Genomic DNA, 19440 nt, shown 5'->3' with positions numbered 1-19440 from the left:
CGTTAGGCGCTGTAGACGCCGCGGTCGTCTACCCCGCGAGCCCACTGCAGCACGAGTTCATGGCCGCGCTGTGCGACAGCGCCCTGCAACTGGGCAAGGTGCTGCTCAATCACGGAGCCCGGCCACAGCGTAGTACGGAGCTGAAGCCCCATCCCGTGCTCACGGGCGGCGCCGCATACGAGGTCCAGGCTTTCCCACATCCTTGCAGCCACCGCGTTGGATACACCAGCAACCGACGGCAAGTCTTCTGGAAGCGCTTTCACGTCGAACCCGATCCAGTCGGGGCGGGTAGAAGCGTCGGACAGCAGCGTGCGAAGCCGCGCGGGTGCGTAGCCACTGGTGTGCAGCCCAACGGCGAAACCGATGCCGTGTGTCGCCGCGATCGCCTCACCGAGGCCCGCGCAAGCCAACGGTTCACCGCCGGAAATGACGAGGGCGTCGATAAGCCCGCGGCGTGCACGCAGCAAGTCGAGGACTTCTGAGAAATCATGCGCGCCCGGCTTGAATCCCTGGAGCGCCGGGTTGTGGCAGTAGCTGCACCGCAGCGGGCAGCCCTGTGTAAACGCGGTGACGGTCAGGCGCCCTGGCCAATCGGTGGCGGAAAATGGAATGATCCCCGCCACCGGGAGGCTAGGCGTATGCTTCGGCGAAGTAGTGGCGCTCAGCGAACTCACCCTTCTTACCAGTGTTGAAGCTCTGCACGGGACGGAAGTAACCCATCACGCGCGTCCACATCTCGGTAGTTGTGCCACAGTGCGGGCACTCCGGGTGCTCGCCCGAGATATAGCCGTGGTTTGAACAGATGGAGAACGTCGGCGTGATGGTGATGTACGGCAGGCGGAATGTCTCCAGGCTGCGGCGTACAAGCTTCGCAGTGGCTTCCCCGCTGGACATTGCGGCGCCCATGTACAGGTGCAGCACTGTGCCGCCGGTGTATTTGGTCTGCAGATCTTCTTGCGCGGCGAGTGCAGCGAACGGGTCCGGGGTGTGAGCCACCGGAAGCTGTGAAGAATTGGTGTAGTAAGGCTGTTCCTCGGTGCCAGCCTGAATAATGCCGGGGTAGCGTGCGCGGTCTTCGCGTGCGAAGCGGTACGTTGCGCCCTCCGCAGGGGAGGCTTCAAGGTTGTACAGGTGACCGGTGTGTTCCTGGGCTTCGGTGATGCGGGTATTGATGTGGTCAAGCAGACGCAACACCAGCGCGTGGCCTTGGGGGTCGGTGATGTCGTAGGTGTCCCGGGTGAAATTTCTCACCATCTCGTTGCAGCCGTTGACGCCAATGGTGGTGAAGTGATTGTCGAACCCAGGCAGCCAACGCTTCGTGTACGGGTACAGCCCCTTGTCGAAGCACTCTTGCACAAACGCTCGGCGACGCTCGAGCGTATCGACGGCCACTTCGATCAACTCGTCAACCCTGTGAAGCAGTGCGTCTTCGTCGTTTGGGAAAAGGTACCCGAGACGTGCGCAGTTCAGGGTCACCACGCCGATGGAGCCAGTGAGCTCTGCGGAACCGAACAGGCCGTTGCCACGCTTCAGCAGTTCGCGTAGGTCGAGTTGGAGGCGGCAGCACATTGAGCGAATCATGCCGGGGTCCAAATCGGAGTTGAGGAAGTTTTGGAAGTAGGGGAGGCCGTACTTACCCGTCATGGTGAACAAGGCCTCGGCGTTTGGGGAGTCCCAGTCGAAATCTGTTGTGATGTTGTAGGTGGGGATCGGGAACGTGAATGGGCGACCGTCGGCGTCGCCTTGGGACATGACTTCGATGAACGCGCGGTTGATCATGTCCATCTCATATTGGAGTTCGCCGTAGGTGAAGTCGACCGGCTCGCCTCCGATGAACGGGGTTTGGTCCGCGAGGTCCTCCGGGCATGTCCAGTCGAAGGTGAGGTTCGTAAATGGGGTCTGCGTGCCCCATCGGGATGGCACGTTGAGGTTAAATACGAACTCTTGCATGTGCTGCAGGACGTCCTCGTACGACAGGGAATCCAGCCGAATAAACGGTGCCATGTAGGTATCGAAGCTCGAAAACGCTTGAGCGCCAGCCCACTCGTTCTGCAACGTGCCGAGGAAGTTGACCACCTGCCCGCATGCGGAGGAGAAATGCTTTGGGGGGTTGGAGGAAATCGTGCCTGGTACTCCTCCGAAACCTTCTTCGAGGAGCTGCCGCAACGACCACCCTGCGCAGTATCCGGAGAGCATGTCTAGGTCGTGGATGTGGAGGTCGCCGTTGCGGTGGGCGTTGCCGGCGGCGTCGGAAAAGACTTCGTCGAGCCAATAGTTGGCGGTGATCTTTCCGGCGGAGTTGAGGATCATTCCGCCGAGTGAGTAGTCCTGGTTTGCGTTAGCGTTGATGCGCCAGTCGGCGCGGTGAAGGTATTCGTTGATCGTGGCGCGTGGGTCGACCTGGTTGGTTGCGGCCATGAGGGTTCCTTTCTCTCGGTTCGTTACTAACATAGCTGTAATTCCATTGATCGCATTTAGTAGATATGGACACAAAAGGTGCTGGGGATACTAGATGTGGTAGTTTTGGACTGCTGGCCCCACGGGTAATGGATCAGCGGGGGGTAGGTGTAGTGGTGGGGGGCCATCCCTTGGTGCACCCTCGATTGGGGGAAGTTGAACTGGGTGCGGCGCTTGTATTGCGCAATCGGTAGTGAGCGTGGTACCGTATCGGACGGTTCACCCTCTCAAGGTGAAGTGTCTGATCGTTTTCGCATTAACGTGGCGGGGCGTTCTGGACGTGCGGCAGGGCCCCGGGAAAGAGCCCTCATTTTTGCATGTTCAGGCGAATGCCGCCGTGGCGTAAAAACTTAGAAGGAAAATTAATGCCAACTATCCAGCAGCTGGTCCGCAAGGGCCGCCACGACAAGCGTGGCAAGGTAGCAACTGCAGCGCTGAAGGGTTCCCCGCAGCGTCGTGGTGTGTGCACCCGTGTGTACACCACCACGCCGAAGAAGCCGAACTCGGCACTCCGTAAGGTTGCTCGTGTTCGTCTGAGCTCCGGTATCGAGGTCTCTGCATACATTCCGGGTGAGGGTCACAACCTCCAGGAGCACTCCATGGTGCTCGTCCGTGGTGGTCGTGTGAAGGACCTCCCGGGTGTTCGCTACAAGATTGTTCGTGGCTCCTTGGATACCCAGGGTGTCAAGGATCGTAAGCAGGCTCGTTCCCGCTACGGCGCAAAGAAGGGACAGTAATCAGAAATGCGTAAGCAGCAAGCTCCGAAGCGTCCCATCGTTAAGGACCCGGTATACAACTCTGAACTTGTGACTCAGCTGGTCAATAAGGTGCTTCTCGACGGTAAGAAGTCCACCGCTGAGCGCATCGTCTACGGCGCGCTTGAGATCTGCCGCGAGAAGACCGGCACCGATCCGGTCGGCACCTTGGAAAAGGCACTTGGCAACATCCGCCCTGACCTTGAGGTTCGTTCCCGCCGTGTCGGTGGCGCTACCTACCAGGTTCCGGTAGAGGTCAAGCCGGTTCGCTCCACCACTCTGGCTCTGCGCTGGATGGTCACTTTCACGCGCCAGCGTCGTGAGAACTCGATGATCGAGCGTCTCGCAAATGAGATCCTGGACGCGTCTAACGGTTTGGGTGCATCCGTGAAGCGTCGCGAGGATGTCCACAAGATGGCTGAGGCAAACCGTGCGTTTGCTCACTACCGCTGGTAGTCGCCGGTAGGTTATCTATGAAGCAAATTCCCCGGACCATGCTGACACGGACGGCGTGTGCACAATTGCATACGTGTGCACCCACCAATGTGGGTGCACGTGCGGCGTCCGGGTTTTTGTTTTGTGGTGATTTTCTGGCTGGCACTGCCCATCATGGGCAAACAGTGGCACAATGAACTAGGTAAATATTCGCCAAGACGTGTGCAGCACGTCGACGACTTTTAAGTTGGGGTAAATAACGTGGCACAAGAAGTGCTTAAGGACCTGCACAAGGTCCGCAACATCGGCATCATGGCGCACATCGATGCTGGTAAGACCACCACGACAGAGCGCATTCTGTTCTACACCGGTATTAACCGCAAGGTTGGCGAGACCCACGACGGTGGCGCAACTACTGACTGGATGGAGCAGGAGAAAGAGCGCGGCATCACCATTACGTCTGCTGCCGTGACCTGCTTCTGGAATAATAACCAGATCAACATTATCGACACGCCGGGTCACGTGGACTTCACCGTTGAGGTTGAGCGTTCCCTGCGCGTACTCGACGGCGCAGTTGCTGTGTTCGACGGCAAGGAAGGCGTTGAGCCGCAGTCCGAGCAGGTGTGGCGCCAGGCTGCGAAGTACGACGTCCCGCGTATCTGCTTCGTCAACAAGATGGACAAGCTGGGCGCTGACTTCTACTACACCGTCGGTACGATCGTTGACCGTCTCGGCGCGAAGCCGTTGGTAATGCAGCTGCCAATCGGTGCTGAGGATAACTTCGACGGCGTTGTCGACCTTCTCGAGATGAAGGCGATGCTGTGGCCTGGCAAGGTTGAGACCGGCACCCCTGCGCAGATCACCGAGATTCCGGAGGATCTGAAGGCGAAGGCTGAGGAGTACCGCGAGAAGCTCGTCGAGACCGTTGCTGAGTCCGACGAAGAGCTCATGGAGAAGTACTTCGGTGGCGAAGAGCTCACGATTGAGGAGCTGAAGGCTGGTATCCGTAAGCTCACCGTGAATTCGGAAGTCTACCCAGTCTTCTGTGGTACTGCGTACCGCAACAAGGGTGTCGAGCCTGTGCTGGACGCTATCGTCGATTACCTGCCGTCCCCGCTGGACATCGGTGAGGTTCACGGCACCGCCCTCGACGGTGAGGGCGACCTGACCCGTAAGCCTTCCGTCGACGAGCCGTTCTCCGCTCTTGCATTCAAGATCGCGGTTCACCCATTCTTCGGTAAGCTGACCTACGTGCGTGTCTACTCTGGCCAGGCCATTCCGGGCGAGAACATGCTGAACTCCACGAAGCAGCAGCGTGAGCGTGTCGGTAAGCTCTTCCAGATGCACGCGAACAAGGAGAACCCGGTTGAGCATGCTGACGCCGGCAACATCTACGCGTTCATTGGTCTGAAGCACACCACCACCGGTGATACCCTGTGCAACCCTGACCACCCGATCATCCTCGAGTCCATGGACTTCCCGGATCCGGTTATCCAGGTCGCCATTGAGCCAAAGACCAAGGCTGACCAGGAGAAGCTGGGTACGGCTATCCAGAAGCTCTCTGAGGAGGACCCAACCTTCACTGTTCACCTCGACGACGAGACCGGCCAGACCGTCATCGGCGGCATGGGCGAGCTCCACCTCGACGTCCTCGTGGACCGCATGAAGCGCGAGTTCAAGGTTGAGGCGAACATTGGTTCCCCACAGGTGGCATACCGCGAGACCATCCGCAAGAAGGTGGAGTCCCTGGACTACACCCACAAGAAGCAGACTGGTGGTTCGGGTCAGTTCGCGAAGGTTATCGTTACCATCGAGCCTTACAACCCGGATCCGGAGACCCTGGAAGAGGGCGAGAGCGCAACGTACCAGTTCGTCAACGCGGTCACTGGTGGTCGTGTTCCGAAGGAATACATCCCTTCCGTCGACGCTGGTATTCAGGATGCGATGCAGTACGGCTACCTCGCTGGCTACCCGCTGGTCAACATCAAGGCGACCCTCGAAGACGGTGCCTACCACGAAGTTGACTCCTCCGAAATGGCCTTCAAGATGGCTGGTTCGCAGGTGCTCAAGGAGGCCGTCGCTAAGGCGAAGCCAGTGCTTCTCGAGCCGCTGATGGCTGTTGAGGTTGTCACGCCTGAGGAGTACATGGGCGACGTCATCGGTGACCTGAACTCCCGTCGTGGTCAGGTCAACTCGATGGACGACCGCTCTGGCGCAAAGGTCGTCAAGGCTGTTGTCCCGCTGTCCCAGATGTTCGGCTACGTTGGCGACCTGCGTTCCAAGACGCAGGGCCGCGCGAACTACACCATGGTGTTCGACTCCTACGGTGAGGTTCCTTCCAACGTCGCGCAGGAAATCATCGACGCGCGTAACGGCAACTAGTCGTTTCCCTGCTTCTCGACGACCAGCTTCGCGTGCCAGCAAGGCTAATCGGTTGAAGGGAGCAGGGCGGTCGCAAGTAGCGGCCGTGCTGGGGCTGCCACACTTTTGGCGTGGTGGTTTGAGCCGGCCGTTACTCGCGACGAATGGTCCCGGAATTTTCGGTCTGACGGTTTGAAAATCAGGCCGCGAATCTCTAGGATCAGGTAACTGGCACATTGTGAATGAGCCGACGCCTTTTCGAAGGCAAAGGCAAATGTAAACCACGTGGCTGCGAAGGTCGTAGCCACCATGAAGTCCTAGGAGGACATACAGTGGCAAAGGCAAAGTTCGAACGTACAAAGCCGCACGTCAACATCGGTACCATTGGTCACGTCGACCACGGTAAGACGACCACCACGGCTGCTATCACCAAGGTGCTCGCTGACAAGTACCCGGAGGAGAACAAGTCCTTCGCGTACGACGCGATTGACAAGGCGCCGGAAGAGCGCGAGCGCGGCATTACCATTAACATTTCCCACGTCGAGTACACCACCCCGAAGCGTCACTACGCTCACGTGGATGCTCCGGGCCACGCTGACTACATCAAGAACATGATCACCGGTGCTGCTCAGATGGACGGCGCAATCCTCGTTGTTGCTGCTACTGACGGCCCGATGCCTCAGACTCGCGAGCACGTTCTGCTTGCTCGCCAGGTTGGCGTTCCTTACATCCTCGTTGCGCTGAACAAGTGCGACATGGTCGACGATGAGGAAATCATCGAGCTCGTCGAGATGGAAGTTCGTGAGCTGCTCGCCGAGCAGGACTACGACGAAGAGGCTCCAATCGTTCACATCTCCGCTCTGAAGGCTCTTGAGGGCGAGGAGAAGTGGGTTGAGTCCATCGTTGAGCTCATGGACGCTTGCGACAACTCCATCCCGGACCCAGTCCGCGAGACCGATCGTGACTTCCTGATGCCGATCGAGGATATCTTCACCATTTCCGGCCGCGGTACCGTTGTGACCGGCCGTGTTGAGCGTGGCGTCCTGAACCTCAACGACGAGGTTGAGATCATCGGTATCCGCGAGAAGTCCACCAAGACCACCGTCACCTCCATCGAGATGTTCAACAAGCTTCTCGACACCGCTGAGGCTGGCGACAACGCAGCTCTGCTGCTCCGTGGCCTGAAGCGTGAGGACGTTGAGCGTGGCCAGGTTGTCATCAAGCCGGGCGCTTACACCCCTCACTCCAAGTTCGAGGGTTCTGTCTACGTCCTGTCCAAGGACGAGGGTGGCCGCCACACGCCATTCTTCGACAACTACCGTCCTCAGTTCTACTTCCGCACCACCGACGTTACCGGTGTTGTGCACCTGCCTGAGGGCACCGAGATGGTCATGCCTGGCGACAACGTCGACATGTCCGTCGAGCTGATCCACCCAGTCGCAATGGACGAGGGCCTGCGCTTCGCTATCCGCGAGGGCTCCCGCACCGTCGGCGCTGGCCGTGTCACCAAGATCCTCGACTAATTTAGTCCGATAGCGTGACGTAAAGGTCACTCCCCACTAGGGGGAGTGACCTTTTTCTATGCCCGCTGCCAGGCGATACGGCTGGCAGCGGGCTTGTGGGGAGCGGCTGTCCGGCTTAAGGGACATTTTGTGTGTAACTAACTGCGTCCGGCCCACCCTTTTCTCACGCCTAAGCTGGGGTTCCACTGACTATCAATGCCGGTATCGAATTCTTTCGGCCGCCCATCCAGGACACCACGCACGCAAGCTCACCTCCCACCCCAAGCTGTATGCCAGCTCGCTCAAGGACATGGCTAGAAGCCGCGCATACCGTTAAACGGCATAGAGGCTGTGTAGGTACAGGAGGGTGGCAATACTCAGCCCTTCCTTCGATATGGCCGGAATTGTGCACGTCAAGGGCTTTGCTCGTCTTTCTGGCCGTATACGCCGCCCCCAACGCGCGTTGGCGGCTGGTTCTTGTCCCCTAAAGTCTCGGCTGGGCCCTGCAATACCCGCAGAGTCCATACCACACACCAGACGTCATTCGGTGTTGATTTCTCAAAACGGACGAATGTCATTGTTTTGAAAACCATATTGGGTTGTTGGTCGAGGTCATCCCGGGAAACCGGATAGATTTGTACACACAAAATGTCCCTTAAGCCGGCTGTCCCAGCGCGGAGGGCATCCGGTGCTTGCCGCAGCTGCCGCACCGCGCAGCTTACCCTGGTCGTAGTTGACTCGGTCAAGCCGGCAAATTGGCCGCGGTCAAATCTTTACACAGAAATTGTCCCTTACACTGGTGTGCTCGATCGGTGACCGGGCAAAGAAAGGCTCCCCAACCGCAATTATGTTGCGGGAGGGGAGCTGCTTCGCTCTTTGTGGCGCTAGGCGCTTATTTGGTCGTAGTGCAGCTTCCAGAGCGTATCCACGTTCATTGTGTGGTTCGCCATTCGGAAGTCTTGGTCGGCCTTTTCAAGCACAGTCGCGACTTCATCGAGTGAGAACGCTGGGTTTGCTACTGCCACGAATTCGATGGTCGGGCGAGTCTCAACCATTGCGACCTTGGCATCCGCTGAGTTGATCATTGGGTTGGTCGCCAGGTGGTGGCAAGCAGCCTCGGCGACTCGCTTCACGTTGATTTCGGTTGTGCCATGCTCGGCGTCGGCCGCGGTAATTTCTCGGGTGGAGAAACCTCGGCTTCGGACGTTGGCGATAACAGCCCACAGGCCAACAACGGTCAATACGACTGCCCCGACGATCAGGGCGGTGTTGTACCAGGAGCGATAGGGGAGGTTGCCAATCACCGCTGGGTTGACCTGTTGGGTCCATTCGCTTACGTAGGGGATGTCCCAGAAGTAGGTGAGTGGAATGAACCCGAAGCAGAGCAAGAGGATACCTAGAATGAAGACGAGTAGGCGGTCAAAGAACGCAATTGTCTTGGTCATTTAGTTCGCCTCCTGGTCTGCAGCTGGCGCTGGCGCTTCGGTCTTGATGGTGATGGTAGGCAGTTGCTCCAAACGTTGGAACTCGCCAACGAGTGCTTCCTGAGCCTGCTGTTCGACCTCGGGGCGGGGCGCGTCGCTCTGCATTGTGAGCGTCATTTTCTTGCGGTCCGCTTTGGTGCGCGCGTGGTTTGCTCCGAACTGTGACGTTGCGAGGAACGTTGATTTGCGCGCAAGATCCACCGGTCGCGTCCAGATAGAAACCGGTGACTGTACGCGCAGATGCGTTTTTTGGCGTGGCTTCAATGCCGCAACCACGAGTGCCAATCCCACCACCATCACAACGATGCCGACGGCGACGGCTACCCACGTGATGTCAATGAGCTGCAGCGTCAACTGGTCGTAGAGCTCGGTGAGCCACTCTGGTTGGTCGCTCGTTTCTTGGAGTCGAGCCCAAGCGTCGTGGCCAGCCACTACGGCTCCCCCGAGGAAGACCAGGCCGACGAGAACGCTGAGCCAGCGAGCTACCGGGCTGGCTTTCGGTGCGACTGCAGGGTGTGGGCCTACTGCGGCAACGGGGGTATTAGGTTCGGTCATAGTACTTCACCGCCGGTTTGATTGTGATTTCGCGAAGTGGCTGCGGCTGCGGAGCCGCTACCGGCTTCGGAGTCGTAGCTCGCTTCACACGAACTGGCTTGAGAGGCGCCGGAACCGGGACATTCGGGCTGTATGCGCGCTGTGTGCGTGTCTGCACGCCACGCACCTGTACAGGTTCCGGCGTGCGTGGACGGAATACTCGGGGCGGCTGCACCTCGAACCCTTCTGTGCGGACAGGGTGTGGCTTCGGCGCAGCGACGGACGCTACGGCCGTTGGTGTAGGAACGCGGGTGGCTTTGAGGTCGTCGACAAGCGAGTGGGCGACGATCTCCTGCAGCGGCTCTGGCTCCTTTGTCTTCGGGGACTCCACCTCTAAAGGCTTGACCTTCAGTGGAGTTGGGATGATGAAGGATTGGTGATTCGTAACGTCATCCCAGGAGACGGGTGTGCCTGCGTTCGCAGTGACATTCGCGACCTCGATATTGACGCTGGAAACATCCAAGCCGGTCAAGGTGCGGATGTGCGAAATGATCGTCGAGCGCACGGCGTCCGTGATGGCGGCGATGGGGGCAGGGTAGGTAGTAGCGATCTCGGCTTCGACGGCCGCGGTGCCTGAAACTCGGTCCAGGCGGACATCGATTTGGGGAAAGCTGCGGCCCGCCAGACCTGCAAGCTTCGCGTCCATTTCGATCGTGCCCGGCACTGACGAAGCCGCCACCTCAGCGATCTGTGCAATCACACGTTCGCTGAGGTGGAACTGGTTCGACGCCATTAGCTCCGACCCTTACCTGAGCTGGTGCTCAGGATCTCTGCAAGGTCCAGCTTGCCGTCGAGCTGCGCGCCTACGATGCCACCAATGACGGAGAACAGGACGAGCCACAGCAGTCCGAGTCCACCACCGAAGGTAACGAAGAACGCGACGATAATGCCGATAATGACACCGGTTAGCGCTTTGTTGGATAGAAAGTTCATAGTTCACCACTTAAATTTTGTTGTGGGTACGCAACGCGGACTGCCTCGGAGGGCAGTTTCATGCGGCGTCGGCGACAACAACATCGACGAAGTCGACATCGGTGGCGCGTAGGGCGGCGGTGCGTACGTCGTCGGCGACGGAGGGGATGTCCCGTTCGCTCGAAACGTCGTAGATAAAGTTCACTTCTAGGCCGCGGAGGTTTGGCGCAGAGGATCGTGATGCCGGTTTCAGCCCCTCGATCCGTCCACCGGGCAGGAGGAGGGCAACTTCGCCGAAGTACCCGCCGTGCATACCGGCCACGCCGGGGATGGCCAAGATGGCGTCCCGGGCGGCTTCGGCTACCTCGCGGCTAACGGAGGTGTACGCCATAACTACTGAGCCAGTGCCTGGTTAGCGTTGTAGGCTGCCTCGTTGGACTCCTCGTTGTCCTGCTCCGGCAGGTGGACGTCGTGAACTGTGACATCGACGCGGTCAACAATGAGGCCAGTCATGCGGGTGACAGCGACCGTGATGTTCTCGCGGATAGCATTTGCAAGCTCGTGGATTGCGACGCCGTACTCCGCGATAATTGCGACGGCGACGGATGCGTGACCGTCTTCGACAGCGACATCGACACCCTGCTGCACGTTGGTAGAGGAGGTCAGCGACTCACGGACAGCGCCCCACATGCGGGCTGCGCCACCACCAAGGTTGTACACACCGGACACCTCGCGAGCAGCAATGCCCGCGATCTTGCCGACGACGTTGTCGTCGATCATTGTGGTGCCATGATCAGTCTCAAGGTTGGAGTTGCGCGTGCGGATTTGCTCCGTCTCCTTCGCCTCGGTGGTAGCTGGGGTGTTCTGGGTTGCATTGTGGTCGGCCATGAAAAATCCCTTCATATATATGGATAAAGAAAAATACGACGGACAAAGGCCCGTGTAAATACCCAGGGTACACAGCAAGCCCCGGACATGCCCGCATCGATGCAAAATGTACTGAATGGATACAGCACTGCAATCAAATTGAAATAATGCGCGAAAGGGGTTGCGCTTCTTGCGAGAACGTGTTTTAATACTCGGGTTGCCTCAACATGACGGTCGCATGGTTGTGATGGTGAGGTAAACATGACACCTTCCAAAGAAGGTTTTTATCTAGGTTAACTAGGTGAGAAACCGGAGAAGGGACATGGCAAATAAACAGCGGCAGTACGCAAGGGTCACGCACCCTTCCGAGTCTGACACCCCGACGCCCCGCGCGTCGAGGCGGAAGCACTGAAGTAAACGCGCAGTTTTTTGTCGCGTCGTTCACCTTCCGGAAGTGTCAAACAGTCAATGAAAACGACACTGGCGTTGAGCCATGGGCCCAGCCCGGACAACGTTATAGAGAAACTAGAAGCTACAACCCCACCGCTTCGTTCAGAATGTGGGGATGCGAGGAAGAGGTAAGCGTGGCGGGACAGAAGATCCGCATCAGGCTGAAGGCCTACGACCACGAAGCGATCGACGCATCCGCGAAGAAGATCGTTGAGACGGTCACCCGCACGGGTGCCCGCGTCGTTGGACCGGTGCCGTTGCCCACAGAGAAGAACGTGTACGCCGTTATTCGTTCTCCCCACAAGTACAAGGACTCTCGCGAGCACTTTGAGATGCGCACGCACAAGCGTCTCATCGACATTCTCGATCCGACGCCAAAGACGGTTGACGCGCTTATGCGTATCGACCTTCCTGCAAGCGTTGACGTGAACATCCAGTAATCACTAGAGATCCGACAACCTGTAAGTAGTGGAGAACTAATACATGTCTGATAACCAGATCAAGGGCATCCTGGGCACCAAGCTCGGCATGACCCAGATCTTCGACGACGAGAACCGTGTTATCCCGGTTACCGTCGTTGAGGCTGGGCCGTGCGTGGTCACCCAGATCCGTACACCAGAGACTGATGGCTACTCCGCCATCCAGATTGCTTACGGTGACATCGATCCCCGTAAGACGAACAAGCCAGAGGCTGGCCACTTCAAGAAGGCTGGCGTCACCCCACGTCGCTACGTAGCTGAAATCCGTATGGATGACACCTCTGCGTACGAACTCGGCCAAGAGATCACCGTCAACCTGTTTGATGGCGACGTCTTCGTCGACGTTGCAGGTACCACCAAGGGCCACGGCTTTGCCGGTGCAATGAAGCGTCACGGCTTCGCTGGCCAGGGTGCTGCACACGGTAACCAGGCCGCTCACCGTCGCGTTGGCGGCATTGGTGGCGCGTCTACGCCGGGTCGCGTGTTCAAGGGCAAGCGCATGGCTGGCCGTATGGGCGGTAACCGCGTTACTACCCAGAACCTGAAGATTCAACGCATCGACGGCGACAACAACCTCCTCCTCATCAAGGGTGCTATCCCTGGTGCGAAGGGTTCCGTTGTTACCGTCAAGACCGCAGTGAAGGGCGGTGCTCACGCATGACGAACCTGACGTTGAACGTCCACACCGCAGACGGAAAGACCAACGGTTCCGTTGAGCTTCCGGCAGAACTTTTTGACCGTGAAGCTTCCATCCCCCTGATGCACCAGGTTGTGACAGCTCAGCTGGCAGCCGCTCGTCAGGGTACTCACGCCACCAAGACCCGCGGCATGGTCCGCGGTGGTGGTAAGAAGCCATTCCGCCAGAAGGGCACCGGTCGCGCTCGTCAGGGCTCGATCCGCGCGCCACACTTCACCGGTGGTGGCATTGTTCACGGGCCGCAGCCGCGTTCCTACGCGCAGCGCACCCCGAAGAAGATGATCAAGGCTGCACTTGCTGGTGCGCTGACTGATCGTGTTCGCAACGAGCGTATCCACCTCATTGAGGAGCTTGTTCCAGGCCAGAAGCCTTCGACCAAGTCCGCTCGTACGTTCATTGAGCGTCTGACTGACCGTAAGTCGGTGCTGCTCGTGATCGGCCGTGAGGATGTCAACTCCCGTCTGTCCGCAAGGAACCTGCCGGGCGTCACCATTCTTGAGCCGGCGCAGCTGAACACCTACGACGTGCTGAACGCCGATGACGTTGTGTTCTCGGTTGAAGCGCTGCACACCTTCATCAACCGTGGCAAGGCTGAAGCTGCGGAGGAGGAGAAGTAAATGGCTAAGATCGTGAATTCCCGCGACATCATCATCGCGCCGGTCCTCTCCGAGAAGACCTACGCGCTGATGGAGCAGAACACCTACACGTTTTTTGTAGCGAAGTCTGCGAACAAGACCCAGATTAAGATTGCCGTGGAAGAGATTTTCGGCGTCGACGTCGCTTCGGTGAACACCGTGAACCGTGAGGGCAAGCGCAAGCGTTCCCGCACCGGTTTCGGTAAGCGCAAGGACACCAAGCGCGCCTACGTTACTCTCCGCGAGGGCAGCGATCCCATCGACATCTTCGGCGGCGCAGCCGTCTAAGTGACTCGATAGAAAAGGACAAAATATGGCTATTCGTAAGTACAAGCCGACAACCCCGGGTCGCCGTGCCAGCTCTGTTTCGGAGTTCGAGGAGCTCACTCGCTCCACTCCGGAAAAGTCGCTGCTGCGCCCGCTCCCGAAGAAGGGTGGCCGTAACACGCACGGCCACATCACCACTCGTCACCGTGGTGGCGGCCACAAGCGTCGTTACCGCGTGATTGACTTCCGTCGTTCGGACAAGGATGGCGTGCTGGCAAAGGTTGCTCACATTGAGTACGACCCGAACCGCACCGCAAACATCGCGTTGCTCCACTACTACGACGGTGAGAAGCGCTACATCATCGCTCCGAAGGGCCTGAAGCAGGGCGCCGTCCTCGAGGCCGGCCCTAACGCCGACATCAAGGTTGGCAACAACCTGCCACTGCGCAACATCCCGACCGGTACGACGATCCACGCAGTCGAGCTCAAGCCAGGCGCAGGTGCCAAGCTTGCTCGCTCCGCTGGCGCTTCGATCCAGCTCCTCGGTAAGGAAGGCTCCTACGCAGTGCTGCGTATGCCATCCTCCGAAATCCGTCGCGTGGACATCCGTTGTCGCGCAACCGTTGGTGAGGTCGGCAACGCTGACCAGATCAACATCCGCTGGGGCAAGGCTGGCCGTATGCGCTGGAAGGGCTGGCGCCCAACGGTCCGCGGTGTTGTCATGAACCCTGTGGACCACCCACACGGTGGTGGTGAAGGTAAGACTTCCGGTGGTCGTCACCCAGTGTCCCCATGGGGCAAGAAGGAAGTTCGCACCCGCAACCCAAACCGTTACTCAAACAACATGATCGTGCGACGTCGTCGCTCGAAGAGCAAGAAGCGTTAAGAGGAGGTAGTAAGACATGCCACGTAGCCTAAAGAAAGGCCCGTTCGTCGATGAGCACCTCCTCAACAAGGTGGACGCTCAGAACGATGCCGGCACCAAGCAGGTAATCAAGACCTGGTCTCGCCGTTCGACCATTCTCCCAGATTTCATCGGACACACCTTCGCCGTCCACGACGGTCGTAAGCACGTCCCGGTGTTTGTCGACGAGTCCATGGTCGGCCACAAGCTCGGCGAGTTTGCACCAACCAAGACCTTTAAGGGTCACGTCAAGGAACAGAAGGGACGTCGATAAGCAATGGCTGACACCATCACCACTGCATCCGCGACGGCCAAGTTCGTTCGTGTTTCCCCGATGAAGGCGCGCCGCGTGCTCGCCCTCGTCCGTGGGAAGTCCGTCTCCGAGGCTCTCGCAGTCCTGAAGTACGCACCACAGGGTGCTGCGAAGGACGTCGCCAAGGTTGTTGCATCTGCAGCCGCCAACGCTGAAAACAACTTCGGTTTGGACCCGCGTACGCTGGTCGTTTCCGAGTGCTGGGCTAACGAAGGTCCGACCATGCGTCGCTTCCAGCCACGCGCTCAGGGGCGCGCATTCCAGATCCGGAAGCGCACCTCGCACATCACCGTAGTTGTCGAGTCCAAGGAAGGGGCGAAGTAATGGGCCAGAAGATTCACCCACACGGCCTGCGCCTGGGTATCACGTCCGACTGGAAGTCCCACTGGTACGCCGACAAGAACTACGCTGATTACGTCGCAGAAGACATCAAGATCCGCGAGTTCCTGTCTAAGGGTCTCGAGCGCGCCGGTATTTCCGACGTCGTTATCGAGCGCACCCGTGACCGCGTCCGCGTCGACATTCACACCGCCCGCCCGGGTATCGTGATTGGCCGTCGTGGCGCTGAGGCTGACCGCATCCGCCGCGAGCTCGAGAAGCTCACTGGCAAGATGGTTGCGCTGAACATCCTCGAGGTCAAGAACGTCGACGCCGACGCAACCCTCGTTGCACAGTCCATCGCTGAGCAGCTTGTGAACCGCGTTGCGTTCCGCCGTGCGATGCGTAAGGCAATCCAGTCCGCTATGCGTAACCCACAGGTCAAGGGCATCAAGGTCATGACCTCGGGTCGCCTGGGCGGCGCTGAAATGTCCCGCGTCGAGCGCTACCACGAGGGCCGTGTGCCACTGCACACCCTTCGCGCTGAGATCGACTACGGCATCGCAGAAGCACACACGACCTTCGGCGTCATCGGCGTCAAGGTTTGGATCTACAAGGGCGACGTCGTCGGTGGCGTGCGCGAGTCCGAGCTGAACGCTCCGTCGAACGAGCGTCGTGGCCGTGGCGACCGTCGCCCACGCCGCGGTGGCCAGCGCCGCCAGCGTGCAGAGCAGAAGCAGGAGGGCTAATCAATGCTTATTCCTAAGCGTGTGAAGTACCGCCGCCAGCACCGCCCGACTCGTTCTGGCGTGTCCAAGGGTGGCAACACGATCAACTTCGGTGACTACGCTCTGCAGGCTCTCGAGCCGGCGTACATCACCAACCGTCAGATTGAGGCGGCTCGTATTGCGATCAACCGCCACGTCAAGCGTGGTGGCAAGGTTTGGATCAACATCTTCCCGGACCGCCCGTTGACGCAGAAGCCGCTCGGTGTTCGTATGGGTTCCGGTAAGGGCCCTGTCGAGAAGTGGGTCGCTAACGTAAAGCCAGGACGTATTCTCTTCGAGATGTCCTACCCGAACGACGCAACCGCTATCGAGGCACTGCGCCGCGCAGGCGCGAAGCTGCCTTGCAAGGTTCGCATCATCAAGAAGGAGGACCAGTTCTAATGGCAAACGGTACCCCCGCATCCGAGTTCCGCGAGCTCAACGACGAAGAGCTGCGCGCTCGACTGTCCGAGGCAAAGGAAGAGCTGTTTAACCTGCGCTTCCAGCTTGCCACCGGCCAGCTGACCAACAACCGCCGCATCTCCACCGTGAAGCGCGACATTGCACGTATGTACACCGTGCTGCGCGAGCGCGAGCTCGGCCTGTCCGTTGTTCCGGGAGCTGAGGCTTAATCATGAGTGAGGCAAACGTGAACGAACAGACCAACGAGAAGCGTGTTCAGAAGAACCGCCGCGGCTACGTCGTATCCGACAAGATGGACAAGACCATCGTTGTCGAGGTCGAGGACCGCAAGTCCCACGCCCTGTACGGCAAGATCGTCCGTACCACCAAGCGTGTGAAGGCACACGACGAGGAGAACACCGCCGGTGTCGGCGACCTCGTCCGCATCCAGGAGACGCGTCCGCTGTCCAAGGACAAGCACTTCCGTCTCGTGGAGATCATTGAGAAGGCACGCTAAACCCATCCGGTAGACGCGTCCGACTCAAGGACAACTCAGCACCACCCCCGAGTTTCACAACTTGGGGGTGGTGTTTTTTGTGTTTCGGTACACTTTCTGGTGTTCGAAACACTCAATTTGAAGGAGGCCATGATGGGTACTGGTAAGTTTTGCGTCACCGTTGCACACGCGAAGGACAATGAGGATCTGGCGACGCTCGGCTTCGTGGTCGCGAACGCTGCGGTAGGTTCCGCGCAGGACACGATGGTGTTCCTCTCCTCTGAGGGCGCTCGCCTGGCTGTGAAGGGCTACGCAGACGACATTCATGAGGAGGGCTTCGCGCCGATCAAGGAGCTCATCGAGAACTTCGTTGCTGCCGAGGGCAAGCTGTACGTGTGCGCGCCTTGTGCGAAGAAGCGCGGCTTCGGGGAAGAAGACCTTATCGACGGCGCCACCATCGTCGGCGGCGCGAAGCTCGTTGAGTTCCTGGCGGACGGTACCCCGAGCGTCTCCTACTAGGGCAGCGATGGCTGAGCAAGAGAATGTACACCCGTACGCCCCGGACGCCAGCTTCGATGGTGGCGATTTGGACTGCGGCAACGGGTTGCTGTTGTTGATTCGAAAGAACATTGATCCGCTTGAGGCGGGGCAGCTGTTGGAGATTGTTTCCTACGACTCCACAGTGAAGGTCGACCTGCCTTCCTGGTGTAACTTGACGGGAAACGATCTGGTCAACGTGGTGGAGGAGCCGGAGCATAAGCGGTGGCGCTTCCTTGTATCGAAGGGTTCCTTTACGAAGCCCGTGGAGGTCGCGGACATCCCGGCGGCGACAGAGGCTGTGCGGCCGAAGAGAAAGAAGGGTCCGCGTAAGCGTCCGCAGATGCCGGTGACGCAGGAGGTTGTGGAGCCGACGATCGCTACGGACTTGCCGGAACCGGCGCCCGCACCGGAGATCCCGGCGGGGTCGGTGCTGACGATGGGTTCCTGGCCACGCTCGCCGTGGTTGCTGGACGCGCTGCACCGCCACCTCGAGGAGCGGATGGACGAGGACACGTTCCAGGCGACGGCTGATGACGCAGTGCGCCTCGTGGTTTCGGCGCAGGAGCGGGCCGGAATGGACGTCGTCACTGATGGTGAGATGCGGCGCGACAACTACTCGAGCTTCGTTGCGGGGCGTTTGCAGAACTGCCAGCTCATTCCGATCACGGACTTGTTGCCGTACGTGGATGACCCTGAGGAGTTCGAGCGGGAGCTTCGCGCGTTGGATGTGCCGGCGGGGGAGGTGCGACACCCGGCGGTTTTCGGTCCGCTTGGTCGCGATAAGCCGCTGGTTGCGCACGAGGTTGAGTTCGTGCAACAGCTCACCGACCGTCCGGTGAAGGTGTGCCTGCCAGGGCCGTATCTGTTGACTCGCACGATGTGGATGGAGTGCGTCTCCGACCGCGCGTACGAGAACCGCGAGGAGATGTCGAAGGACATTGTCCGGGTGTTGCGCGAGGAGCTTCACGAGCTGCTGGCGAAGGGCACGGCGCTGGTGCAGATCGACGAGCCGGTGCTGACGGAAGTCGTGTACGGTCAGGCCGGAGGAGGCGGCCGCACGTTCATGTGCGGTGCGCTCGACGGCCTGGAGGGCACGGTGGACGAGGAGCTGGAGTTCGCGAAGTCGCTGCTGGATGAGCTGACGAAGGGGCTGCCGAAGGACCGGTTGGCGCTGCACGTGTGCCGCGGCAACTGGACGACGGACGAGTCAGCGGCGCTGACGGGCGACTACGCCCCGTTCGTGGAGCTGTTCGCTTCGCTGAACGTCGGTATGCTCTCAATGGAGCTTGCGACGCCACGCGCAGGCGACATCCGCGCTTTGGAGGGAATCCGCGACGACCAACGTATTTGCGTTGGCGTGCTGAACCAGAAGCTCCAAGAGTTGGAGCCGGTTGAGGCAGTGGAGGAACGCATCGAGCGTGCCCTGGACACTTTCGGGGCTGACCGGGTGGTCTTCTCCAACGACTGCGGCTTCGCGACGTTCGCCGATAACCCAATCGTGGCCGCGAACTTGGCGGAGCAGCAGCTTGCGCTCATCGTGCAGGCCCGCGACAACGTGATGGCGCGTCGCAATGCATGAGGATCACTACTGGGATGCCCAGGACATCGCGTGCGGTGATGTCCTGGTGCGCCTCTTCCTCTTATTCCGTGACCAAATCAAGGACGGGGAAGTGCTGCATTTGCGGTCCACGAATGAAGCTATCGATATCGATATCCGTGCGTGGTGTGGCCTGACAGGCAACACGTTGCTGCGCGCGGATCACCCGGAGTTTTATATCCGTAAAACTTCTGATTGATACGAAACA

26 protein-coding genes are annotated in these 19440 nt (G+C 59.3%); 18 read left to right on the top strand and 8 right to left on the bottom strand.

Annotation, left to right across the window (positions count from 1 at the left end; genetic code table 11):
- Nucleotides 1–2: 2 nt before the first annotated feature.
- Nucleotides 3–665: an anaerobic ribonucleoside-triphosphate reductase activating protein gene (locus BJP08_RS10035; protein ID WP_071569589.1), complete on the bottom strand. Its 663-nt coding sequence runs from the start codon at nucleotides 663–665 to the stop codon at nucleotides 3–5.
- Complete coding sequence (locus BJP08_RS10030; RefSeq protein ID WP_071569420.1) at nucleotides 631–2418, bottom strand: ribonucleoside triphosphate reductase; 1788 nt, start codon at nucleotides 2416–2418, stop codon at nucleotides 631–633. The genes BJP08_RS10035 and BJP08_RS10030 overlap by 35 nt, the downstream gene beginning before the upstream one ends.
- Nucleotides 2419–2822: 404 nt before the next feature.
- On the opposite strand from BJP08_RS10030, the gene rpsL reads away from it, so the two are divergent.
- From rpsL to tuf, 4 genes are all read left to right on the top strand, one after another.
- A complete protein-coding gene (gene rpsL, locus BJP08_RS10025) occupies nucleotides 2823–3194 on the top strand; it encodes a 30S ribosomal protein S12 (RefSeq protein WP_071567415.1) in 372 nt (123 codons plus the stop codon).
- Between the two features lie 6 nt (nucleotides 3195–3200).
- Nucleotides 3201–3668 (top strand): 30S ribosomal protein S7, encoded by a 468-nt coding sequence (gene rpsG / locus BJP08_RS10020; RefSeq protein ID WP_071569419.1) that lies wholly within the window; start codon nucleotides 3201–3203, stop codon nucleotides 3666–3668.
- Between the two features lie 240 nt (nucleotides 3669–3908).
- Nucleotides 3909–6029 (top strand): elongation factor G, encoded by a 2121-nt coding sequence (gene fusA / locus BJP08_RS10015; RefSeq protein WP_071569418.1) that lies wholly within the window; start codon nucleotides 3909–3911, stop codon nucleotides 6027–6029.
- 311 nt (nucleotides 6030–6340) lie between these two features.
- A complete protein-coding gene (gene tuf, locus BJP08_RS10010; protein WP_071569417.1) occupies nucleotides 6341–7531 on the top strand; it encodes an elongation factor Tu in 1191 nt (396 codons plus the stop codon).
- An 863-nt stretch (nucleotides 7532–8394) separates the two neighbouring features.
- Here tuf and BJP08_RS10005 read toward each other — a convergent pair.
- Genes BJP08_RS10005 through BJP08_RS09980 form a run of 6 tightly spaced genes read right to left on the bottom strand, consistent with a single transcriptional unit; the run spans nucleotide 8395 to nucleotide 11388 of the window.
- Nucleotides 8395–8955 carry a hypothetical protein gene (locus tag BJP08_RS10005; protein ID WP_071569416.1) on the bottom strand — a complete coding sequence of 187 codons (561 nt, stop codon included), beginning with the start codon at nucleotides 8953–8955 and terminating at the stop codon, nucleotides 8395–8397.
- On the bottom strand, nucleotides 8956–9549 hold the full coding sequence (locus BJP08_RS10000) for a hypothetical protein (RefSeq protein ID WP_143110097.1): 594 nt from the start codon (nucleotides 9547–9549) through the stop codon (nucleotides 8956–8958). It lies immediately after the preceding gene.
- Complete coding sequence (locus tag BJP08_RS09995) at nucleotides 9536–10321, bottom strand: Asp23/Gls24 family envelope stress response protein (protein WP_071569414.1); 786 nt, start codon at nucleotides 10319–10321, stop codon at nucleotides 9536–9538. The genes BJP08_RS10000 and BJP08_RS09995 overlap by 14 nt, the downstream gene beginning before the upstream one ends.
- Complete coding sequence (locus BJP08_RS09990) at nucleotides 10321–10521, bottom strand: hypothetical protein (RefSeq protein WP_071567408.1); 201 nt, start codon at nucleotides 10519–10521, stop codon at nucleotides 10321–10323. Before BJP08_RS09990 ends, BJP08_RS09995 begins: the two co-directional genes overlap by 1 nt.
- Nucleotides 10522–10579: 58 nt before the next feature.
- Entirely contained in the window at nucleotides 10580–10891 is a 312-nt protein-coding gene (locus BJP08_RS09985) for a hypothetical protein (protein ID WP_071569413.1), read from the bottom strand.
- Between the two features lie 2 nt (nucleotides 10892–10893).
- Entirely contained in the window at nucleotides 10894–11388 is a 495-nt protein-coding gene (locus BJP08_RS09980; protein WP_071569412.1) for an Asp23/Gls24 family envelope stress response protein, read from the bottom strand.
- 563 nt (nucleotides 11389–11951) lie between these two features.
- Between BJP08_RS09980 and rpsJ the strand changes: the two genes are divergently transcribed.
- The 14 genes from rpsJ (at nucleotide 11952) to BJP08_RS09910 (ending at nucleotide 19431) form a co-directional block, all read left to right on the top strand.
- Nucleotides 11952–12257 carry a 30S ribosomal protein S10 gene (gene rpsJ, locus BJP08_RS09975; RefSeq protein WP_003848085.1) on the top strand — a complete coding sequence of 102 codons (306 nt, stop codon included), beginning with the start codon at nucleotides 11952–11954 and terminating at the stop codon, nucleotides 12255–12257.
- 43 nt (nucleotides 12258–12300) lie between these two features.
- Nucleotides 12301–12957: a 50S ribosomal protein L3 gene (gene rplC, locus BJP08_RS09970; protein WP_070363106.1), complete on the top strand. Its 657-nt coding sequence runs from the start codon at nucleotides 12301–12303 to the stop codon at nucleotides 12955–12957.
- Nucleotides 12954–13610, top strand: coding sequence for a 50S ribosomal protein L4 (gene rplD / locus BJP08_RS09965; protein WP_071567405.1), 657 nt, complete (start codon nucleotides 12954–12956; stop codon nucleotides 13608–13610). Before rplC ends, rplD begins: the two co-directional genes overlap by 4 nt.
- Nucleotides 13611–13916, top strand: coding sequence for a 50S ribosomal protein L23 (gene rplW / locus BJP08_RS09960; protein WP_070363104.1), 306 nt, complete (start codon nucleotides 13611–13613; stop codon nucleotides 13914–13916).
- A gap of 25 nt (nucleotides 13917–13941) precedes the next feature.
- Nucleotides 13942–14781, top strand: a complete 840-nt coding sequence (gene rplB, locus BJP08_RS09955; RefSeq protein WP_071567404.1) for a 50S ribosomal protein L2 — start codon at nucleotides 13942–13944, stop codon at nucleotides 14779–14781.
- 16 nt (nucleotides 14782–14797) lie between these two features.
- On the top strand, nucleotides 14798–15073 hold the full coding sequence (rpsS, locus tag BJP08_RS09950) for a 30S ribosomal protein S19 (RefSeq protein WP_070363102.1): 276 nt from the start codon (nucleotides 14798–14800) through the stop codon (nucleotides 15071–15073).
- Nucleotides 15074–15076: 3 nt separating this feature from the next.
- Nucleotides 15077–15436 carry a 50S ribosomal protein L22 gene (gene rplV, locus BJP08_RS09945; RefSeq protein ID WP_070363101.1) on the top strand — a complete coding sequence of 120 codons (360 nt, stop codon included), beginning with the start codon at nucleotides 15077–15079 and terminating at the stop codon, nucleotides 15434–15436.
- Nucleotides 15436–16179, top strand: coding sequence for a 30S ribosomal protein S3 (gene rpsC, locus BJP08_RS09940; protein WP_070363100.1), 744 nt, complete (start codon nucleotides 15436–15438; stop codon nucleotides 16177–16179). The genes rplV and rpsC overlap by 1 nt, the downstream gene beginning before the upstream one ends.
- A gap of 3 nt (nucleotides 16180–16182) precedes the next feature.
- On the top strand, nucleotides 16183–16599 hold the full coding sequence (gene rplP / locus BJP08_RS09935) for a 50S ribosomal protein L16 (protein ID WP_070363099.1): 417 nt from the start codon (nucleotides 16183–16185) through the stop codon (nucleotides 16597–16599).
- Nucleotides 16599–16829: a 50S ribosomal protein L29 gene (gene rpmC, locus BJP08_RS09930; protein ID WP_071569411.1), complete on the top strand. Its 231-nt coding sequence runs from the start codon at nucleotides 16599–16601 to the stop codon at nucleotides 16827–16829. The genes rplP and rpmC overlap by 1 nt, the downstream gene beginning before the upstream one ends.
- Before the next feature lie 2 nt (nucleotides 16830–16831).
- On the top strand, nucleotides 16832–17116 hold the full coding sequence (gene rpsQ / locus BJP08_RS09925) for a 30S ribosomal protein S17 (RefSeq protein ID WP_070363097.1): 285 nt from the start codon (nucleotides 16832–16834) through the stop codon (nucleotides 17114–17116).
- Nucleotides 17117–17245: 129 nt separating this feature from the next.
- Nucleotides 17246–17614 (top strand): DsrE family protein, encoded by a 369-nt coding sequence (locus BJP08_RS09920; RefSeq protein WP_218160230.1) that lies wholly within the window; start codon nucleotides 17246–17248, stop codon nucleotides 17612–17614.
- Between the two features lie 7 nt (nucleotides 17615–17621).
- The gene (locus BJP08_RS09915) at nucleotides 17622–19214 is read left to right on the top strand and encodes a sulfurtransferase TusA family protein (protein ID WP_071569410.1); all 1593 of its coding nucleotides are present in this window, start codon (nucleotides 17622–17624) and stop codon (nucleotides 19212–19214) included.
- Nucleotides 19207–19431, top strand: a complete 225-nt coding sequence (locus BJP08_RS09910; protein ID WP_070363094.1) for a hypothetical protein — start codon at nucleotides 19207–19209, stop codon at nucleotides 19429–19431. Before BJP08_RS09915 ends, BJP08_RS09910 begins: the two co-directional genes overlap by 8 nt.
- Nucleotides 19432–19440 lie beyond the last annotated feature (9 nt).

Source organism: Corynebacterium sp. NML140438 (assembly GCF_001875725.1).
Taxonomy (GTDB): domain Bacteria; phylum Actinomycetota; class Actinomycetes; order Mycobacteriales; family Mycobacteriaceae; genus Corynebacterium.
The sequence above is the reverse complement of the archived record's forward strand: the minus strand, read 5'-3'. Positions and strand labels throughout refer to the sequence as shown.